Here is a 17,288-nt window from a genome sequence, read left to right as displayed (position 1 = left end):
CCCGGCACCGAACTTCGGTGCCGGGCACATTTCTTTCGAGGTTTATCGATGTCCACCACTGACCCACGCCTGCGTATCGGCTCGCTGGAGCTGCGCAGTCCCGTCGTGCTCGCCCCGATGGCGGGCATCACGAACGTGGCGTTCCGCACGCTCTGCCGCGAGCTCGAACTCGAACGCTCCGGCAGTACGTCCGGCCTGTACGTCTGCGAGATGGTCACCGCTCGCGCGCTCGTCGAGCGGCAGCCCGCGACACTGCACATGACGACCTTCGGCCCCACCGAGACGCCGCGTTCGCTGCAGCTGTACACGGTCGATCCCGACACGACGTACGCGGCAGCCAAGATGATCGTCGACGAGAACATGGCCGACCACATCGACATGAATTTCGGCTGCCCGGTCCCCAAGGTCACCCGCAAGGGCGGCGGGTCTGCACTGCCGTACAAGCGCACCCTGTTCGGCCGGATCGTCGCGGCCGCGGTGAAGGCGACCGAGGGCACCGACATTCCGGTCACGGTGAAGATGCGCGTCGGAATCGACGACGAACACCACACTCACATGGACGCGGGACGCATCGCCGCTGCCGAGGGTGCGGCGGCGATCGCACTGCATGCGCGTACCGCTGCGCAGCGCTACTCCGGCACCGCCGACTGGAGTGAGATCGCCCGGCTCAAGGAACACGTCACCGACGTTCCCGTGCTCGGCAACGGCGACATCTTCGCCGCGGAGGACGCCGTGCGCATGATGGCGGAGACCGGCTGCGACGGCGTCGTCGTCGGTCGCGGCTGCCTGGGCAGGCCGTGGCTGTTCGCCGAGCTGAGTGCCGCCCTCAACGGCACGCAGATGCCGACCCCTCCGACGCTCGGCGAGGTCGCCGCGATCATCCGCAGGCACGCCGAGCTGCTCGCCGACCACCACGGCGAGGGCAAGGGGATGCGGGAACTGCGCAAGCACGTCGCCTGGTACCTGCGCGGCTTCCCCGCGGGGTCGGACATGCGCGTCGCGATGGCGATGGTGTCGACCCTCGACGAATTGGACGCGCTCCTCGTGCAGCTTCCCGCGGACGTGCCCTTCCCGAAGGACGCGGAAGGCCCGCGCGGCAGGCAGGGGTCGCCCGGCACCGTCGCCCTTCCCGACGGCTGGCTCGACGACCCCGACGACTGCCTCGTCCCCGTGGGTGCCGACATGATGCATTCGGGTGGCTGAGCTGCACTGATTCGGCCCGAATGGCTGCCTCAGGTTCGATAAGTATCATGTGTGAACCGTTGCCGGGCGGTCACGAACAGGTCATGTTCGTGACCGCCCGAAGCACGGCACCAGAACTGCGGCACACCAGACGACGAGACCACGAGCAAGGGACATCAGTTGGGCGACGATCACGATCCGGGTTCCGCACCCGACGGTCGCGCCCCATGGGAAAGACACCTCTCGCATGTCGGTCGCCCCGGCCATCGACCTCGACCCGAGCCGGAGGACCCGCCCGCCCCCACCTCGCCCGAACCGGACCAGCCGCCCAGAAGTGGACGCGGCGAACCCAGTGACCGGCTCTCCGTCGCCGAACTGATGCAGCGGGTCGGCCGTGAGGACGATCCCGAAGCCACCGATCTCACGACCCCCGTTCAGGAACCGTCGCGGTCGACGACCGGATGGATGTACAAGGCCGCGCCCACCGCGGTCGCCCCGGACGAGCAGACCCAAGCGGGTACCGCGGCAACCACACGACTCGTGGAGAGCAAGGCGCGCAAACGTCGACGCCTGCGCCTCGCCGGCCGAACGGCCACCGCATTCGTCGCCGTGATGGTGCTCACGATGACCGGTGTCGTGTGGGGGTACCTCCGCTCCACCGACAGCGGCTTCAGCCAGGTCGCTGCACTCGACCTCGAGAGCACCGACGTCGTCGACCCCGGCGGCCAGTACGGCGACGAGACGTACCTGATCGTCGGCACCGACACCCGCGCGGGCGCGAACTCCGCCATCGGCGCGGGCACCGTCGAGGATGCCGAGGGCGCCCGTTCGGACACCGTCATCCTGGTGAACATTCCCGCCGACCGCAGTCGGGTGGTCGCGGTGTCGTTCCCTCGCGACCTCGACGTCGAGGTGCCGACCTGCCAGGCCTGGGACAACAACACCGCCCAGTACACCGACGAGATCTACCCGGGCGGCTACAACGACAAGCTCAATTCGGCGTACGCGCTGGGTGGACCGAAATGTCTGGTGAAGGTCATCCAGAAGATGTCCGGTCTGAAGATCGGCCACTTCATCGGAATGGACTTCTCCGGGTTCGAAGCGATGGTCAACGAGATCGGCGGTGTGGAGGTGTGCACCACCACTCCGCTGGTCGACGGTGAACTCGGCACGGTCATCGCGAACCCGGGCAGGCAGACCATCGACGGCGTCACCGCCCTGAACTACGTGCGGGCCCGCAAGGTCGAAGCCGAAGGCAACGGCGACTACGGCCGCATCAAGCGGCAACAGGTGTTCCTGTCGTCGCTGCTGCGTGGGGCCCTGTCGAACAAGGTGCTGTTCGACCCGGGCAAGCTGAACGGATTCATCTCCGCCTTCACCAAGGAGACGTTCGTGCAGAACGTCGACACCAAGTCGCTGGTGACGCTGGGCCGGTCCCTGCAGAAGGTCGATGCGGGCGCGGTGACGTTCCTGACCGTCCCGACGGCAGGCACGAACGAGGTGGGCAACGAGATTCCGCGCCTCGACGACATCGATGCGATCTTCCGGGCGATCATCGACGACGAGCCGCTGCCCGGCGAGGTGCGCACCCCGGACGCCGTCGCCACCGAGGCCGCGAAGGCTCCGGCCGTCGCGACTCCTCCCCCTCCCTCGGAAGTCATCGCCGTCGACTCGTCGATGGTGACCATCCAGGTGTCCAACGCGTCCGGTGTGACCGGCGTGGCGGCGCAGGCCGCGGAATCCCTCGAGGCACACGGGTTCGCCATCTACAGCGTCGGCAACTACAGCGGAACGAGCTCGTCGACACTGGTCCGATTCGGACCGGGCCAGGAGGCGGAGGCGGCATCCGTCGCGGCAACCCTCCCTGGCGCACAACTGTTGGAGAGCGACGACCTCGACGGCATCGTCGACGTGGTGCTCGGCTCCGACTTCGACGGCATCGTCACCACACCCCCCGAGCCGGGCACGCAATTGCATCCGACGATTGCACCGCGATCGACGGTCATCTCCGGGACGACGATCGAAGAGCTGCCCGCCGACCTCGCCTACACCAACGCCGGTGACGACACCTGCGCCTGAGCCGATCGCGCCCGAAAAGCGGTATTCCGAGGTCGGGGGGCACCTACGTGCACCCACGGTTCATTCCACGTTCACTGCCAGTAAGTGACTTGTCCCAAGACGAGAATTAGACTGTCCCAACATGCGCGTGGCTTACAACGAACAGATGACCGAACTCGCCGACATGCTCGGCGTGATGGCCGGGCTCGCGGGCACGGCGATGGAGAAGGCGACGCAGTCGCTGCTCCAAGCCGATCTGACCCTCGCCGAAGAGGTCATCAGCGATCACGACCAGATCACCGACCTCAGTGCCCTCTGCGAGGAGCGGGCCTTCGCCCTCCTCGCGCTGCAGGCCCCGGTCGCCGGTGACCTGAGGTCGGTCGTCAGTGGCATCCAGATCGTCGCCGACATCGACCGGATGGGCGCCCTCGCACTGCACGTCGCAAAGGCCGCTCGGCGCCGACATCCCAACCACGTGCTCCCCGAAGAGGTCAACGGCTACTTCGCGGAGATGGGACGCCTCGCCGTCGCACTCGGCGCCGCCGCCAGGGAAGTCCTCGAATCGCGCGATCCCGAACGCGCCGCGAAGCTCCGCGAGGAGGACGAGGCGATGGACGACCTGCACAAGCACCTGTTCACCGTGCTCATGGACCGTGAATGGGAGCACGGCGTCGCGGCGGCCGTCGACGTCACCCTCCTCGGCCGCTACTACGAGCGGTTCGCCGACCACGCAGTCGAGGTCGGCAGGCGCGTGATCTTCCTCGTCACCGGCAAGATGCCGACCGAACCCGAGGACACCGGCGAGATCAACTGACCCACATCCACCTGACGGGCGGTGCCGGGCCACGCTGCGAAGCGAGGTCCGGCACCGCCCGTATTCATGTGTCGGCGAAGATCGAGGCGTGAGGTATCTGGAGGTCTATCGGCAGTCGGCCGCGGTCTTCGCCGCGGCCTGCGGCGCAGTCGGTGCGGCGGCGGTGCTGGCGTCGCAGATCCGGGTGGAGAATCGTTTCGTCATCCTGCTCGCGGGCTGGGCGCCGGTGTGGATCGGCGCGGCCCTCGTCGGTGCGGTGGTCGCCACGATCGCGCGGCGCTGGCTTGTGCAGGGCGCATGCCTGGTCGTGTGCGCGCTCGGCGGCTGGCTGCTCGCGCCGCTCTATGTCACGGGGCCAGGTGTCCCCGATCCGGGCGGTCCGACCCTGCGTGTCATGCAGGCGAACATCAAAGTGGGGCAGGCAGATCCGACGAAGCTCACCACCGCTGTCCGCGAAAGGGGCGTCGACGTCCTCACCGTGCAGGAGCTCACCGACGAGGCCATCGACGCCCTGCACACCGCTGGGCTCGACGACCTCCTCCCCCACCGATTCGTCGTCCCCCTCGGGCCCGGCGGCCTCGGGGGCGGCGTCTACAGCCGATACCCACTGTCGGACACCAGAGTCCTCGACGGATACCTGTCCGCGAACCTCGCCGCCGACATCGACGTCGGACTTCGGGAGCCCGTCGCGCTGCTCGCGGTACACCCGGCCCCGGCATACCTCTTCCCCGCCCGGATGTGGGCCTCCGAACTCCGCGCCGTCGGCGCCGAGATGACAGCAGTCACGAACCGCGACAACATCGTCGTCGCAGGCGATTTCAACGCGAGTTGGCCGCAGCGTCAGTATCGGGATCTGCTCGTCGACGGCTACCTGGACGCCGCCGACCAGACCGGCGCCGGCCTGGTCCCGACCATGCCCGCCCACCGCCGGTACCCGGCCGTCACCGGCATCGACCGCATCGTGACGAAGGGTGCGGTGGCGACGAGCCTCGACCGCATCGTCGTCGACGGCTCCGACCACCACGGCGTGGTCGCCGACATCCGACTGGCACGCGACTGACCCGAATGCGCTGTCCTCGATGCGCACTCGCGCACGGTGCACCGGCAACCGCGCACTCGCGGCTAGCGAGGCGCGAGGGCGCGGATCATCGGCGCCGGATCACCCGGAGCCATGAGCGCGATGACGGGGGTGGTGACGCCCGCGTCGACGTACCGTTCGATGTGCTCGCGGCACCGGGCTGCCGGGCCGTGCACGATCAGCTGATCGACCACCCTGTCGGGGATCGCCTCGAGAGCCGCCTTGCGGTCGCCCTCCGCCCACGTCTTCCACATGCCGGCGAATTCCTCTGTACGGCCGAGCCATTCATGGAACGCCCGGTATACGGGCACGGTCATGTACGCGGCGATCATGCGGCGGCCGATGGCGCGGGCCGTGTCGGCGTCGACATCGGGCAGCACGAAGATCCGCGCGACGATCTCCTTGTCGGGGCCACCGGCGTGCACGTGCGGCGCAACCACCGCCACGTCGTCCGCGGACAGCCAGTTGACGATCGCGCCGTCACCCTCGCGACCGGCGAGCCGCAGCATCGACGGACGCAACGCGGCCAGCAGCACGGGCGGCGGTGGTTCCGCGACCACACCGGACACGAAACCGTCGATCGCGAAAGTGTCGTACTCCTCGACGACCTTCTCCCCGCGCAGCGCCGCGTGCAGGAAGCGCAGAGTGTCGCGGGCCCGCTTGTACGGTTCGTCGAAATCGAGGCCGTTCCACTTCTCGACGATGACGTTCGACGACGTGCCGATGCCGAGCACGAACCGACCCGGCGCGGCCTGCGCCATCGTCGCCGCCGACATCGCCAGCGTCGCCGGCCCCCGCGTGTACACCGGGACGATCGCGGTACCCAGCCGCAGCTGCGGCGCCCACACGCTCGCCAGCGCCAGCGGCGTGAACGCATCCGTCGCGTTCGCCTCCGACGACCACACGTCGGTGTAGCCGAGGTCCGGCAGCTCCGCGACCAGGTCACGCTGATCGGCCAGGGACGGTCCAAGAAGGGGCACGGTCAGTCCCCAGCGCTTCGCTGTCATGGGACCAGACTAGGCAGGGGCCGTCACAGCAGGGATCGACCACGCCCACGCCGCACTGCACCCCGGCCGCAGCGCGACCGGGGTGCGGTGAGAGACGGTGTGCCGATTATCCGAAGCGGCCCGAGATGTAGTCCTCGGTCGCCTTCTGGGACGGGTTGGAGAAGATCTTCTCCGTGTCGTCGATCTCGATGAGCCGGCCGGGCTTGCCGGTGGCCTCGAGGTTGAAGAAGGCGGTCTGGTCGCTGACGCGGGCGGCCTGCTGCATGTTGTGCGTGACGATCACGATGGTGAAGTCCTTCTTCAGCTCCGTGATCAGGTCCTCGATCGCGAGGGTCGAGATGGGGTCGAGGGCCGAGCAGGGCTCGTCCATCAGCAGCACGTCCGGAGAGACGGCGATCGCCCGGGCGATGCACAGACGCTGCTGCTGACCGCCGGACAGTCCGCCGCCCGGCTTGTCGAGACGGTCCTTGACCTCGTTCCACAGGTTCGCGCCTCGGAGGGACTGCTCGGCGATCTCGTCGAGTTCCTTCTTGTTCCGGCCACCCTGCAGTTTGAGCCCCGCGACGACGTTGTCGCGAATGGACATGGTGGGGAACGGGTTCGGGCGCTGGAACACCATGCCGATGGTGCGGCGAACACCGACGGGATCGACCTGGGAGCCGTAGATGTCCTCGCCGTCGAGGAGGATCGCGCCCTCGACGCGGGCACCGGGCGTCACCTCGTGCATGCGGTTGATGGACCGCAGCACCGTGGACTTGCCACAGCCGGACGGGCCGATGAACGCGGTCACGTTGCGCGGAGGCACTGCCAGGCCGACGTCGGCGACGGCGTGGAACTTGCCGTAGTAGATGTTGACGTCCTTGAGATCAAGACGCTTCGCCATGGTGGCTCCCTTGCATGGTGGTGACTCGGAGGGTTGAGGGGGTCACTTGCTGACCCGGGAGAAGTGACCGATCAGCTTCGCGACGATGTTGAGCACCGCGATCAGCAGGATCAAGGTCAGGGCGGCGCCCCAGATTCGCTCCGAACCCGCGGGGGTCGGGTTGTTCATCTCCGCGACCATGACGCCGGGCAGGGAGCCCATCTCGCCGTTGAACAGGTCGAAGTTGATGAACGGCGCGTACCCGACCAGGATCAGCAGCGGCGCGGTCTCACCGAGCACTCGGGCGAGCGCGAGCATGACACCGGTGATGATGCCGGGCAGCGCGGTCGGGACGACGATCCGCATGATCGTCTTCCACTTCGGCACGCCGAGCGCGTACGACGCCTCCCGCAGATCCTGCGGGACGATCCGCAGCATTTCCTCGGTGCTGCGGATCACGACCGGAACCATCAGCAGCACCAGCGCGAGCGACACCGCGAACGCCGACTTCGGGAATCCGAACGTCGCGATCCACAACGCGTAGATGAACAGTGCGGCGACGATCGACGGCACACCCGACAGGATGTCGACCATGAACGTGGTGATCTTTCCGAGCCTCGACGTCCCCGCGTACTCGGTGAGGTACACCGCGACGGCAAGGCCGAGCGGAATCGAGATCACCGCGCACACGACGCCCTGCAGGATCGTGCCGATCAGCGCGTGGTAGATGCCGCCGCCGGAGGCGGACGCGGACAGGCCGTTGAACGAGTTCGTGAACCAGGTGGGGCTGGTGATCGCCGCGAAGCCCTTCTGGATCACCGTGTACAGCACCCAGACCAGCGGGATCAGCGCCAGCAGAACCGATGCCGTGACGAGGACCTTGACGACGAGGTCGGTGATGCGGCGACGCCCGCCCACACCCTGAAATGTGGGGGCCTTGACGGGCCGGTCCATTGTCGAGGTCGTCATGTCAGCTCTTCTTCCCTGCGACGGCGGCGCGGGCCGCGGCGTTGACCACGAAGGTCAGCACGAACAGGACCAGGCCGGCCGCGATGTAGGCACCCGCCTGGATGTCGTTGTTGAACTCGGCATAGCCGAGTGCGATCTTCGACGCGATCGTCGAACCGCCGTCGAAGAGCGACCATGTCGCGCTCTTCGCGGTCGTACGCAGGATCATGTAGAGCGCCATCGTCTCGCCAAGCGCGCGACCGAGGCCGAGCATGGAACCGCTGATGTATCCGGACTTGCCGAACGGCAGGACCGTGGTCTTGACGACTTCCCACTTCGTGGCGCCGAGCGCCAGCGCCGCCTCGATGTGCGACACCGGCGTCTGCGCGAAGACCTCACGGGTCACGGCGGTGATCATCGGCAGGATCATCACCGCGAGCACGATGCCCGCGGTGAAGATCGTGCCGCCGCCCTGGATCGACCCGGACCCGGTCGAGAACAGGAAGAACCAGCCGAGGTTCTCGTTCAGCCATATCGCGAACGGCTTGATCGCAGGCGCGAAGATCAGCAGACCCCACAGGCCGTAGACGATCGAGGGAACCGCGGCGAGCAGATCGATCACGTAGGCGAGCGGGCGCGACAACCGCGGCGGCGCGTACTGCGTGAGGAACAGTGCGATGCCGAGCGAGACCGGCATCGCGAGCGCCAGCGCGAAGAGCGAGACGAGCACCGTGACCTGCAGCAGGTCCAGGACACCGAACGCCATCGCGTTGATGTCGGTGGTGACCCACTCGCGGCTGGTGAGGAAGTTGACCTCGTTCCGCGAGAGCGCCGGGACCGCCCGCCACACCAGGAACGCACCGATCGCTGCGATCAGCACGGAGATGAAGATCGCCGAGCCGGTGGTCAGCGAGGTGAAGATCCGGTCGCCAGGACGGACCACCGCCTTGCCGGGGGAAGACGGTGTGGGCATCGGTGCCTCCGGTGCTCCGCGCGTGCCCCCTGTCCCGGCCCCGGAGTCACCGGGGCCGGGTGCGGGAGGCGCCGACTGGGTGGGCGCGTCGCTCATCTGCGCTCGCATTCTGTTAGTTCTGAATATAGAGCGTCCGACAGAGTCAGCCGATAGCGGCGATCGACGCGTTCAGCTTGTCCTGGACGGTGCCGGGCAGGCTCACGTAGCCCTGCTCCGAGAGTCCGTCCTGACCTTCGTTGGCGGCGCTGGTCAGGAACGACTTCACCGCGGCGGAGGTGTCGGCGTCGTAGCCGTTGGAGCACACGATGGAGTACGTCGCCAGGACGATCGGGTAGGCGCCTGCCTCCTTGGTGCCGAAGATCGAGTCGAGGTTCAGCGTCATGTCGCCGACGGTCTCGGACTTGAACGTCGCACCCTCGATGGCCTTCGCCGCGGTCTCCTCGGTCAGCTCGACCGCGCCTGCGCCGGAGTCGATCTGCGCGATCGCGAGCTTGTTCTGGTCCGCGAAGGACTTCTCGACGTAGGTGATCGAGCCGGGGGCGCCGGCGACGGCCTGCGAGACACCCGCGGAGCCCTTCGCGCCCTCGCCGACGCCGCCGACGAAGTCGGATCCGGCGCCCTTGGTCCAGGCACCGTTCGATGCGACGGTGAGGTACTGCTGGAAGTTGTCGGTGGTGCCCGACGAATCGGAACGCACGATCGGAGTGATGGCCGTGTCCGGCAGCGTCACACCCGAGTTGAGCGCCGCGATGGCCGGGTCGTTCCACTTGGTGATCGCACCGGTGAAGATCTTGGCGATGACCTCGCCGTTGAGGGTCAGGTTCTCGACGCCGTCGAGGTTGTACGCGATGGCGACCGGACCGAAGACCAGCGGCAGGTTCCAGGCGTCGTTGCCCGCGCAACGCTCCTTGGCGGCGACGGCCTGGTCACCCTTGATCGCGGAATCGGAACCGGCGAAGTCGACCTGCTTCGCGATGAACTGGGTGCGTCCGTCACCGGAACCGGTGGGGTTGTAGGCGATCTTGACGTCGACGCCCTTGTCCTTGCACACCGCGATGTAGGTGGCGATGAAGTTGTCCATCGCGTTCTTCTGCGCGGACGAGCCTGCGGCCGACAGCGAGGTCTTGCCCTCGCACGTCGCGCTCGACGCCGCGCTGTTGACGGAGGTTCCCGACGAGGCCGTGTTGTTGTCGCTTCCACAGGCAACCAGGGTCATGGCACCGACCGCGACTGCACCGAGCACGGCAGCATTGCGCTTGAAGTTCACGCTGTTTCCTCCGGGAGACTCATCAAGTTCGGGCAGCACCCCGCCACCCTGCTCGTGAAACGTAAGCGCAGGTGGTGGACAGGTGGTCCCGAGAGGATGAACGAGAGGTGAACAGGACTATGCGTCTTCAACTACCCTGCGACGCTCCACCGCGATCGTGGTGAAGATCACGTGGTCGACGTCAGCCGGCCTTGGATTCGGGAGCGCGGAAGTCGCGGACGGTGTCGGCCGCGGGGGGCACGTTCTTCTTCAGCGACGCCGCGTAGACGTCGACGTACTCCTGGCCCGACATCCGCATCAGCTCGTACATGATCTCGTCGGTGACGGTCCGCTCGACCCACCGATTTCCTGACATGCCCTCGAAGCGGGAGAAGTCCAGCGGCTTGCCGTACTTCACCTGAACTCGGTGTCGACGCCACTTGAACGGCCCGGGCGGGCAGATGACGTCGGTCCCGATCACGGCGACGGGGATGACGGGGATGCCCGTGCTCAGTGCGAGCCGCGCGGCACCAGTCTTGCCCTTGTACAGGCGACCGTCGGGCGAGCGAGTGCCCTCCGGGAACAGGCCGACGAGCTTGCCCTCGTCCAGAAGCCGCGTCGCCGTGTTCAGCGCGGAACTCGCAGCGTCGGCACCACTGCGGTCGATCGGAACCTGGCCCGCACCCGCGTAGAACGCCTTCTGCAGGAACCCCCGGAAACCCGGGGTCGTGAAGTACTCGCTCTTCGCGAGGTACGTGATGCGCCGCGGCGACGACAGCGGCGCGAACAGCCAGTCCGCGATCGACAGGTGATTGCCCACCAGGATCGCCGGACCCGACGTCGGGATGTTCTCCACCCCTTCGACCTTCGGACGGTTGTACAGGCGGATGAACGGCCCGACGAACACGAACTTCAGCAGCCAATAGAACATCTCGCTACCCCTCGTCCCCTGTATGCGCGACGTCCGCATAGGCGACGTCCACGTGATACCGCTCGAATGCGAGCCGATAGTAGGTGTGGAGGGCGGCCTCGTTGTCCGCCTCCGTGTACAGCAGTACCGCACCGAGGCCGCGGTCGCGCAAGTAGCGCAATCCGGCGACGGTCAGCAACCGGCCGAGTCCACGACCCTGGGCCGTCGGGGCGACCGCGACGACATAGACCTCGCCGATCGCGGGTTCCGCGCCGGACTCCGGATGCACCTTCGTCCAGTGGAAGCCGAGCATCTCTCCGGTGTCGGAGTCGACCGCGACGAACAGTCCTGCCGGGTCGAACCACGACTCCGCGACCCGCTCGTCGATTTCTCGTTGGGTCCAGGAGCCCTGCTCGGGATGCCAGTCGAACGCCGCCGCGTTGACGCGAAGCAGATCCGCGTCGTCGCTCGGTCCGGCGTAGGTGCGGAGCGTGACGCCCTCGGACGCGGGAACCTCCGGCAGTGCGGGCTCGCCCAGTGCTCGGCGCAGTTGGAGCAGTTCTCGCGCCGGTGCGAGCCCGAGCCGGGACGCCACAGCCCGCGCTGCGGGCAGGTCGCCGTGCGCCCACACCCGAGCGTCGCGGCCACCGCGCTGCAGCGCCTGCGCCACGAGTTCCCGGCCGATTCCCGCACCCCGGTGATTCGGATCGACTGCCGCCTCCACCATGGCGGGGTGCCCGTCGTGCGCCGGCTCGACACCGGCATAGCCGACGATGTCGCCACCCGACCTCGCCAGCAGATGCGTGGCGTCGGAGCGCCCGCCGAGACGGTGCACCGCCTGCTCGGACACCGGTTCGGTGCCGTCGACCACGGCCGCGCGGGACAGCAGTTCGCGCACCTGCCTTGCCTCGTCTGCACTCAGCAGGCTGGACCAGTTCGTCGCCGCTTCGGCCATCTAGAGGGCCGTGCCGTTCGCCGGCGTCAGCGACGTGTCGTCGGGGTTGTCCTCGTCGGCACCGAAGTCGCCCTCGTCGTCGGTGCGGCTCGCTCCCGGTCCCGGCTTGCGGCTCGGCCGGACCGCCTTGTAGCCGACGTTGCGGACGGTACCGATCAGCGCCTCGTACTCGGGGCCGAGCTTCGCGCGGAGTCGTCGCACGTGGACGTCGACGGTCCGTGTGCCGCCGAAGAAGTCGTAGCCCCACACCTCCTGCAGCAGCTGGGCTCGGGTGAACACCCGACCCGCGTGCTGCGCGAGGTACTTGAGCAGCTCGAATTCCTTGTAGGTCAGGTCGAGGGGACGTCCACGCAGACGCGCGGTGTACGTGCCCTCGTCGATGACGAGTTCACCGAGCGTGATCTTTCCGCTCGATTCCGGAGCTGCCGCGCCGCCGTTGCGTCCCACCAGCAGACGAAGACGCGCATCGAGTTCCGCGGGCCCGGTGCCGGGCAGCAGGATGTCGTCGAGACCCCAGTCCGAATTGACTGCGACGAGTCCGCCCTCGGTGAGAACCGCGACGACGGGAATCGCGGACCCGGTGCTGCCGAGCAGCCTGCACAGGCCACGTGCCGCCGCAAGATCGGTACGGGCATCCACGAGTGCGACGTCGGCCGAACCGGCGTCGAGCAGCGACGACACTTCCGTCGGTGCCGGCCGAACTGTGTGCGCGAGCAGCGCAAGGGAAGGTAGGACCGATTCCGGATTCGGATCGGAGGTCAGCAGGAGCAGCTCCACACAGGCCTCCCCTTCTTGCCGTTCAGGTGCCTGAGCACAGCCGACAACGATGCCAAGTACGGAGTACAGACTAGCCTGCCATCCCCCGGTACCGGCGACGCGAGGCCTGCGGCTCAGACCGCGACGCCTGCGGGTCCACCGCCGGCGTCCGTCACAATGGTCGAGTGCGCAAACTGATACTCACCGTGGTGTGCCTGATCGCGGCGGCCGTACTCGTCGACTTCGGCGCCGCCGCATATTCGGAGTACCGGGTGTCGCGGAGCCTGAGAGAGGGCGCGGGCCTCGACGCCGATCCGTCGGTGACGATCACCGGATTCCCGTTCCTCACGCAGGCCGCCGCCGGCCGCTACAAGCACATCGAGATCCGCGCGACGGGCGTCCCGAGCACGGAACTCGGTGACGTGTCCGTCGAGGCCGACCTGCACGGCGTCGAGGTGTCCGCATCGGACCTGATGGCGGGCGACGTCCAGACGATTCCGGTGGAACGACTCGACGGCCGCGTGAAGATCGAAGCGACGAGTCTCGGTGCGTACCTCGGTATTCCGGACCTCGAGGTCTCCGCTCCGCCCGCCGACCCGTCGGACGGGACGGGCGGCTCCGGCGGATCCGGGATGACCACGGGCGGCGGCATCGTCCTCACGGGCACCGTCCCGGTCGGCCCGGTGGAGGCCACGGTCAGCGTGACCGCCAACCTCGCTCTCGACGGTGACAACGTCACCATCGTCGCGACGGATCTGTACTTCGGGCCCGAGGGCAACGCCAACTTCACCGTTCCCGCGCCACTCAAGCCCGCGGTGCTGGGACTGTTCAGCAGGCAGGTCGACGTCGACCAGCTGCCGTTCGGCGTTCGCCCGACGAAGGTGTACGCGCAGGGGTCTCAGGTGGCGATCGAGGGTTCCGGCGAGAACGTGGTGATCAACATCGACGAGATGACCACGCCGTGACGGGGCTGATCGTGCTGCTGGTGGTGCTGGTGGCGGCGCTCGGGGTCGCGATGCTGATCAAGGCACGTTCGGGGACGGTGCGCGCCACCGGTACCGGCGGGTCGACGCCCGCCGCCCGCGCGGCGTTGCTGCGCGAGGTGGGCGTCCCGGGTGCGGGACCGACGATCCTGCACTTCTCGGCAGACTGGTGCGGTCCGTGTGCGGCGGTGCGGCGCGTGGTCGGCAACACCGTTGCGGCCCTCGACGAGCGGCTCGACGCGGACTCGGCCCGCCCCGTCGACCTCGAGCTCGACATCGACGAGAACCCGGTACTTGCACGCGAACTCGGCGTACTGTCCCTTCCTACGACCTTCATCTTCGACCGTGACGGCGCGGAACGGTTCCGGGTCTCGGGTGTACCCACCGCGTCGGACCTCGAAACGGCCTTGGTGCCGCTCTGCTGATAGGCCCTGGTCGTGCTGCGCCGACCTGAGGGTTCACTTCCCGACGAAAACCGGTAAGCTCGCCGACGTGCACACCGCCACCGAGCTGCTGCTCACCCGACGCCGCGCAGTTGATCTGTGCCGCCTCGGCGGTTGTTGCTGTCCCTGCTGCTGATCATCACGCCTCCTCCGGTTCGCGCTCCCGCGAGCCCCACGTGACAGATCCCCCATGCCCCGCCAGTCACATCTGTGCACGGCACTCGAGCAGGAGCACTACGCAATGCCCACCAACACCACCCATGTCACTCCACCCGTGCCCAGCGTCCACACGGCCGATCAGGTCGACGTCCGTGGACCTCGATTCGCGGCATGGATCACCACCGTCGTACTGGTGGCCGTGCTGATCGTGTCCGTTTTCTCGGCCGTCGCGGCGGCCCTGCTGCTCGCTGTGCAGGCGGTCGTGTTCGCGATCGGAGCCGTCGTCGGCCCGCGTCGCAGCCCCTACGGCCAGATCTTCGCGAAAGTGGTCGCGCCCCGACTCGACCCGGTGTCCGAACGGGAGCCGGTGGCACCGCTGAAGTTCGCACAACTCGTCGGTGGCGTCTTCGCCACCGTCGGTGTCGTCGGATTTCTCGCGGGACTGCCCCTGCTCGGCACGGTCGCGACCGGTTTCGCCCTGTTCGCGGCCCTTCTCAACGCCGCCGTCGGCTTCTGCCTCGGCTGCCAGATATATCCGCTCGTGGCCCGCTTCCGCAGGTCGACCCCGATCGCATCGGCGTAGCCGCCAGGACCGGGCCGCAGTACCCACTCATCAGCACCACGCAAGTCAGTACCGAAAGGAAACCCATGGCACGCTCCGACGTCCTGGTCTCTGTCGACTGGGCCGAGCAGAACCTCAATGCGCCGAAGACGGTGTTCATCGAGGTCGACGAAGACACCTCGGCCTACGAAGGTGGCCACATCGAGGGCGCGATCCGCCTCGACTGGCGCAAGGACCTCCAGGACGGCGTCCGTCGCGACTTCCTCGACCGTGAGAAGTTCTCGGCGCTGCTCTCCGCGAAGGGTGTCGCCAACGACGACACCGTGATCCTGTACGGCGGAAACAACAACTGGTTCGCCGCCTACGCGTACTGGTACTTCAAGATCTACGGCCACAAGGACGTCCGGCTCATCGACGGTGGACGCAAGAAGTGGGAGCTCGACGGCCGCGAGCTCTCGCGCGATGTGGTCGTCCGCCCCGTCACCGAGTACAAGGCCGAGGAGGCCGACACCTCGATCCGCGCGTTCCGCGACGAGGTCATCAACGCCATCGGTTCGAAGAACCTGGTCGACGTCCGCTCCCCCGACGAGTTCGCCGGCAAGATCCTCGCCCCGGCGCACCTGCCGCAGGAGCAGGCGCAGCAGCGTGGCCACGTCCCCGGAGCCATCAACATTCCGTGGTCGACCACCGCGAACGAGGACGGCACCTTCAAGTCCGACTCGGACCTCGAGACCCTGTACGCGAACAAGGGCTTCGACGACAGCCGCGAGACCATCGCGTACTGCCGGATCGGCGAGCGCTCGAGCCACACGTGGTTCGTGCTGCAGGAGATCCTCGGCAAGAAGAACGTCAAGAACTACGACGGCAGCTGGGTCGAGTACGGCTCACTCGTCGGTGCACCGATCGAACTGGGAGCGTAATAGTCATGTGTGGAGCACCTGTCCAGGGACAGACCCTGCCCGCCGGCGTGGACGCGTCGAAGGAAACCGTCATCACCGGTCGCGTGCTGGCCGCTGACGGCCAGCCGGTCGGCGGTGCGTTCGTTCGCCTGCTCGACGGCACCGGCGAGTTCACCGCCGAGGTCGTGGCGTCCGGCACCGGCGACTTCCGGTTCTTCGCCGCCCCCGGCACGTGGACCGTTCGCGCCCTGTCGAGCACCGGCAACGGCGACAGCACCATCAGCCCCGAAGCCAACGGCATCCACAACGTGGACATCACCGTCAGCAAGTAGTCGGGCAACGACGGCAACATGCTGTCGGACCCCGACGGCGGCCCCGCACCTATCGGTGCGGGGCCGCTTTCGGTTCGCGGCGCCTGGCGGTCTAAACTGTCCCCGTGGTCATCTTCTTCGAGGTGCTGCTGGTTCTCGCAGCCGTTCTCATCACCTGGTTCTCGCTGTACGTCGTGTACCGACTGGTCACCGACAAGCCGTGAGCTCGACCGGCGACAACGAGCCGCGCGACGCCGGTAGCGACGCGTCGGCTCCGTCCATCAAGCGTGGCAGCGGCGACAAGGCCCTGGCTGACGCCGCTGAGCGCTCCAAGGACACAGCCGGGCTGAACATCCCCGTACTGCCCGGACTTCCCCTGCCCGAGGACACCGCGAACCTGCGCCTCGGTCCGGACATCCATCCGGAGCTGCTGGCCCTGCTGCCGCTGGTCGGCGTGTGGCGCGGCGAGGGCGAGGGAAACAACCCCGACTCCGGCGACTACCGCTTCGGGCAGCAGATCGTCGTCTCGCACGACGGCGGCAACTACCTGCGCTGGGAGTCCCAGTCGTGGGTTCTCGACGCCGACGGCAACTACGTCCGCCCCGACCTGCGTGAGAGCGGCTACTGGCGGGTCGGCGGCGACGGCATCCCCGGCAGCGTCGACGAGGAGACCGTCGAACTGCTCCTGACGCACTCGTCCGGCGTCGTCGAACTCTATTACGGCACGGCCCTCACCCAATCGAGCTGGGAACTCGCCACCGACGTGGTGATCCGCAGCAAGCACGGTGCGCTGGTCGGCGGTGCGAAGCGCCTGTACGGCATCGTCGAGGGCGGCGACCTCGCGTACGTCGAGGAACGCGTCCTCGCGGACGGCGAACTGAAGCCCCACATCTCGGCGCGACTGTCCCGCTACATCGGCTAGGTGCGCCTCGCGCATACATCGGCTAGTGCACCTCGCGCATACGTCGCTGGTGCGCTGCGCGCAGAACGACCCCCGAGCCGGACGTCGACGTCCTGATCCCGGTCGGACTTGGCCGGGAGACTCGGGGGCCGGGTGGCTGCTGGGATTCGCCGGCCGCGGAGGCGGTTGGTGAAACCCTTCAGCGTCGTTGGCTAGCGGACAGCCACCTCACGCGTCCTGT

General features: G+C 67.7%; 18 protein-coding genes. 10 read left to right on the top strand and 8 right to left on the bottom strand.

Annotation, left to right across the window (positions count from 1 at the left end; genetic code table 11):
- The first annotated feature begins 48 nt into the window (after positions 1–48).
- From dusB to FFS72_RS05315, 4 genes are all read left to right on the top strand, one after another.
- Positions 49–1,203 (top strand): tRNA dihydrouridine synthase DusB, encoded by a 1,155-nt coding sequence (gene dusB, locus FFS72_RS05330; protein ID WP_137872958.1) that lies wholly within the window; start codon positions 49–51, stop codon positions 1,201–1,203.
- A 159-nt stretch (positions 1,204–1,362) separates the two neighbouring features.
- Complete coding sequence (locus tag FFS72_RS05325; RefSeq protein ID WP_137872957.1) at positions 1,363–3,261, top strand: LCP family protein; 1,899 nt, start codon at positions 1,363–1,365, stop codon at positions 3,259–3,261.
- Between the two features lie 121 nt (positions 3,262–3,382).
- Positions 3,383–4,054, top strand: coding sequence for a phosphate signaling complex protein PhoU (phoU, locus tag FFS72_RS05320; RefSeq protein WP_050066488.1), 672 nt, complete (start codon positions 3,383–3,385; stop codon positions 4,052–4,054).
- Between the two features lie 88 nt (positions 4,055–4,142).
- On the top strand, positions 4,143–5,114 hold the full coding sequence (locus FFS72_RS05315) for an endonuclease/exonuclease/phosphatase family protein (protein ID WP_249353131.1): 972 nt from the start codon (positions 4,143–4,145) through the stop codon (positions 5,112–5,114).
- Positions 5,115–5,176: 62 nt separating this feature from the next.
- Here the strand turns inward: FFS72_RS05315 and FFS72_RS05310 are convergent, their stop codons facing one another.
- The 8 genes from FFS72_RS05310 to FFS72_RS05275 all read right to left on the bottom strand — a co-directional run bounded on the left by FFS72_RS05310 (position 5,177) and on the right by FFS72_RS05275 (position 12,810).
- Positions 5,177–6,139, bottom strand: coding sequence for an LLM class F420-dependent oxidoreductase (locus FFS72_RS05310; protein ID WP_137872956.1), 963 nt, complete (start codon positions 6,137–6,139; stop codon positions 5,177–5,179).
- 106 nt (positions 6,140–6,245) lie between these two features.
- A complete protein-coding gene (gene pstB, locus FFS72_RS05305; protein ID WP_050066486.1) occupies positions 6,246–7,022 on the bottom strand; it encodes a phosphate ABC transporter ATP-binding protein PstB in 777 nt (258 codons plus the stop codon).
- 42 nt (positions 7,023–7,064) lie between these two features.
- Complete coding sequence (pstA, locus tag FFS72_RS05300) at positions 7,065–7,970, bottom strand: phosphate ABC transporter permease PstA (protein WP_137872955.1); 906 nt, start codon at positions 7,968–7,970, stop codon at positions 7,065–7,067.
- Position 7,971: 1 nt separating this feature from the next.
- Entirely contained in the window at positions 7,972–9,018 is a 1,047-nt protein-coding gene (gene pstC, locus FFS72_RS05295; RefSeq protein WP_137872954.1) for a phosphate ABC transporter permease subunit PstC, read from the bottom strand.
- Between the two features lie 46 nt (positions 9,019–9,064).
- On the bottom strand, positions 9,065–10,189 hold the full coding sequence (pstS, locus tag FFS72_RS05290) for a phosphate ABC transporter substrate-binding protein PstS (RefSeq protein WP_137872953.1): 1,125 nt from the start codon (positions 10,187–10,189) through the stop codon (positions 9,065–9,067).
- 181 nt (positions 10,190–10,370) lie between these two features.
- Positions 10,371–11,099 (bottom strand): lysophospholipid acyltransferase family protein, encoded by a 729-nt coding sequence (locus FFS72_RS05285; RefSeq protein WP_137872952.1) that lies wholly within the window; start codon positions 11,097–11,099, stop codon positions 10,371–10,373.
- A 4-nt stretch (positions 11,100–11,103) separates the two neighbouring features.
- Positions 11,104–12,033: a mycothiol synthase gene (gene mshD, locus FFS72_RS05280; protein ID WP_137872951.1), complete on the bottom strand. Its 930-nt coding sequence runs from the start codon at positions 12,031–12,033 to the stop codon at positions 11,104–11,106.
- The gene (locus tag FFS72_RS05275) at positions 12,034–12,810 is read right to left on the bottom strand and encodes a winged helix-turn-helix transcriptional regulator (protein WP_050066481.1); all 777 of its coding nucleotides are present in this window, start codon (positions 12,808–12,810) and stop codon (positions 12,034–12,036) included.
- A 164-nt stretch (positions 12,811–12,974) separates the two neighbouring features.
- On the opposite strand from FFS72_RS05275, the gene FFS72_RS05270 reads away from it, so the two are divergent.
- The 6 genes from FFS72_RS05270 to FFS72_RS05245 all read left to right on the top strand — a co-directional run bounded on the left by FFS72_RS05270 (position 12,975) and on the right by FFS72_RS05245 (position 17,068).
- Positions 12,975–13,754, top strand: coding sequence for an LmeA family phospholipid-binding protein (locus tag FFS72_RS05270; RefSeq protein WP_137872950.1), 780 nt, complete (start codon positions 12,975–12,977; stop codon positions 13,752–13,754).
- Positions 13,751–14,197 carry a thioredoxin family protein gene (locus tag FFS72_RS05265; protein ID WP_137872949.1) on the top strand — a complete coding sequence of 149 codons (447 nt, stop codon included), beginning with the start codon at positions 13,751–13,753 and terminating at the stop codon, positions 14,195–14,197. The genes FFS72_RS05270 and FFS72_RS05265 overlap by 4 nt, the downstream gene beginning before the upstream one ends.
- A gap of 259 nt (positions 14,198–14,456) precedes the next feature.
- Positions 14,457–14,957, top strand: a complete 501-nt coding sequence (locus FFS72_RS05260) for a DUF4395 domain-containing protein (protein WP_137872948.1) — start codon at positions 14,457–14,459, stop codon at positions 14,955–14,957.
- Positions 14,958–15,022: 65 nt separating this feature from the next.
- On the top strand, positions 15,023–15,856 hold the full coding sequence (locus tag FFS72_RS05255; RefSeq protein WP_050066477.1) for a sulfurtransferase: 834 nt from the start codon (positions 15,023–15,025) through the stop codon (positions 15,854–15,856).
- 5 nt (positions 15,857–15,861) lie between these two features.
- The gene (locus FFS72_RS05250) at positions 15,862–16,167 is read left to right on the top strand and encodes a DUF1416 domain-containing protein (RefSeq protein ID WP_050066476.1); all 306 of its coding nucleotides are present in this window, start codon (positions 15,862–15,864) and stop codon (positions 16,165–16,167) included.
- 259 nt (positions 16,168–16,426) lie between these two features.
- Complete coding sequence (locus FFS72_RS05245; protein WP_137873016.1) at positions 16,427–17,068, top strand: heme-binding beta-barrel domain-containing protein; 642 nt, start codon at positions 16,427–16,429, stop codon at positions 17,066–17,068.
- Positions 17,069–17,288 lie beyond the last annotated feature (220 nt).

Origin of the sequence: Rhodococcus sp. Q, from assembly GCF_005503035.1 — a bacterium.
Lineage (GTDB): Bacteria > Actinomycetota > Actinomycetes > Mycobacteriales > Mycobacteriaceae > Rhodococcus_G.
This window is presented reverse-complemented; position numbering and strand designations above follow the sequence as displayed.

Bases quoted from the DNA above. Each gene is read 5' to 3' on its own strand.
- dusB (WP_137872958.1), top strand. From the start codon at position 49: ATGTCCACCACTGACCCACGCCTGCGTATCGGCTCGCTGGAGCTGCGC.
- phoU (WP_050066488.1), top strand. From the start codon at position 3,383: ATGCGCGTGGCTTACAACGAACAGATGACCGAACTCGCCGACATGCTC.
- FFS72_RS05310 (WP_137872956.1), bottom strand. From the start codon at position 6,139: ATGACAGCGAAGCGCTGGGGACTGACCGTGCCCCTTCTTGGACCGTCC.
- pstB (WP_050066486.1), bottom strand. From the start codon at position 7,022: ATGGCGAAGCGTCTTGATCTCAAGGACGTCAACATCTACTACGGCAAG.
- pstA (WP_137872955.1), bottom strand. From the start codon at position 7,970: ATGACGACCTCGACAATGGACCGGCCCGTCAAGGCCCCCACATTTCAG.
- pstC (WP_137872954.1), bottom strand. From the start codon at position 9,018: ATGAGCGACGCGCCCACCCAGTCGGCGCCTCCCGCACCCGGCCCCGGT.
- FFS72_RS05285 (WP_137872952.1), bottom strand. From the start codon at position 11,099: ATGTTCTATTGGCTGCTGAAGTTCGTGTTCGTCGGGCCGTTCATCCGC.
- mshD (WP_137872951.1), bottom strand. From the start codon at position 12,033: ATGGCCGAAGCGGCGACGAACTGGTCCAGCCTGCTGAGTGCAGACGAG.
- FFS72_RS05260 (WP_137872948.1), top strand. From the start codon at position 14,457: ATGCCCACCAACACCACCCATGTCACTCCACCCGTGCCCAGCGTCCAC.
- FFS72_RS05255 (WP_050066477.1), top strand. From the start codon at position 15,023: ATGGCACGCTCCGACGTCCTGGTCTCTGTCGACTGGGCCGAGCAGAAC.
- FFS72_RS05250 (WP_050066476.1), top strand. From the start codon at position 15,862: ATGTGTGGAGCACCTGTCCAGGGACAGACCCTGCCCGCCGGCGTGGAC.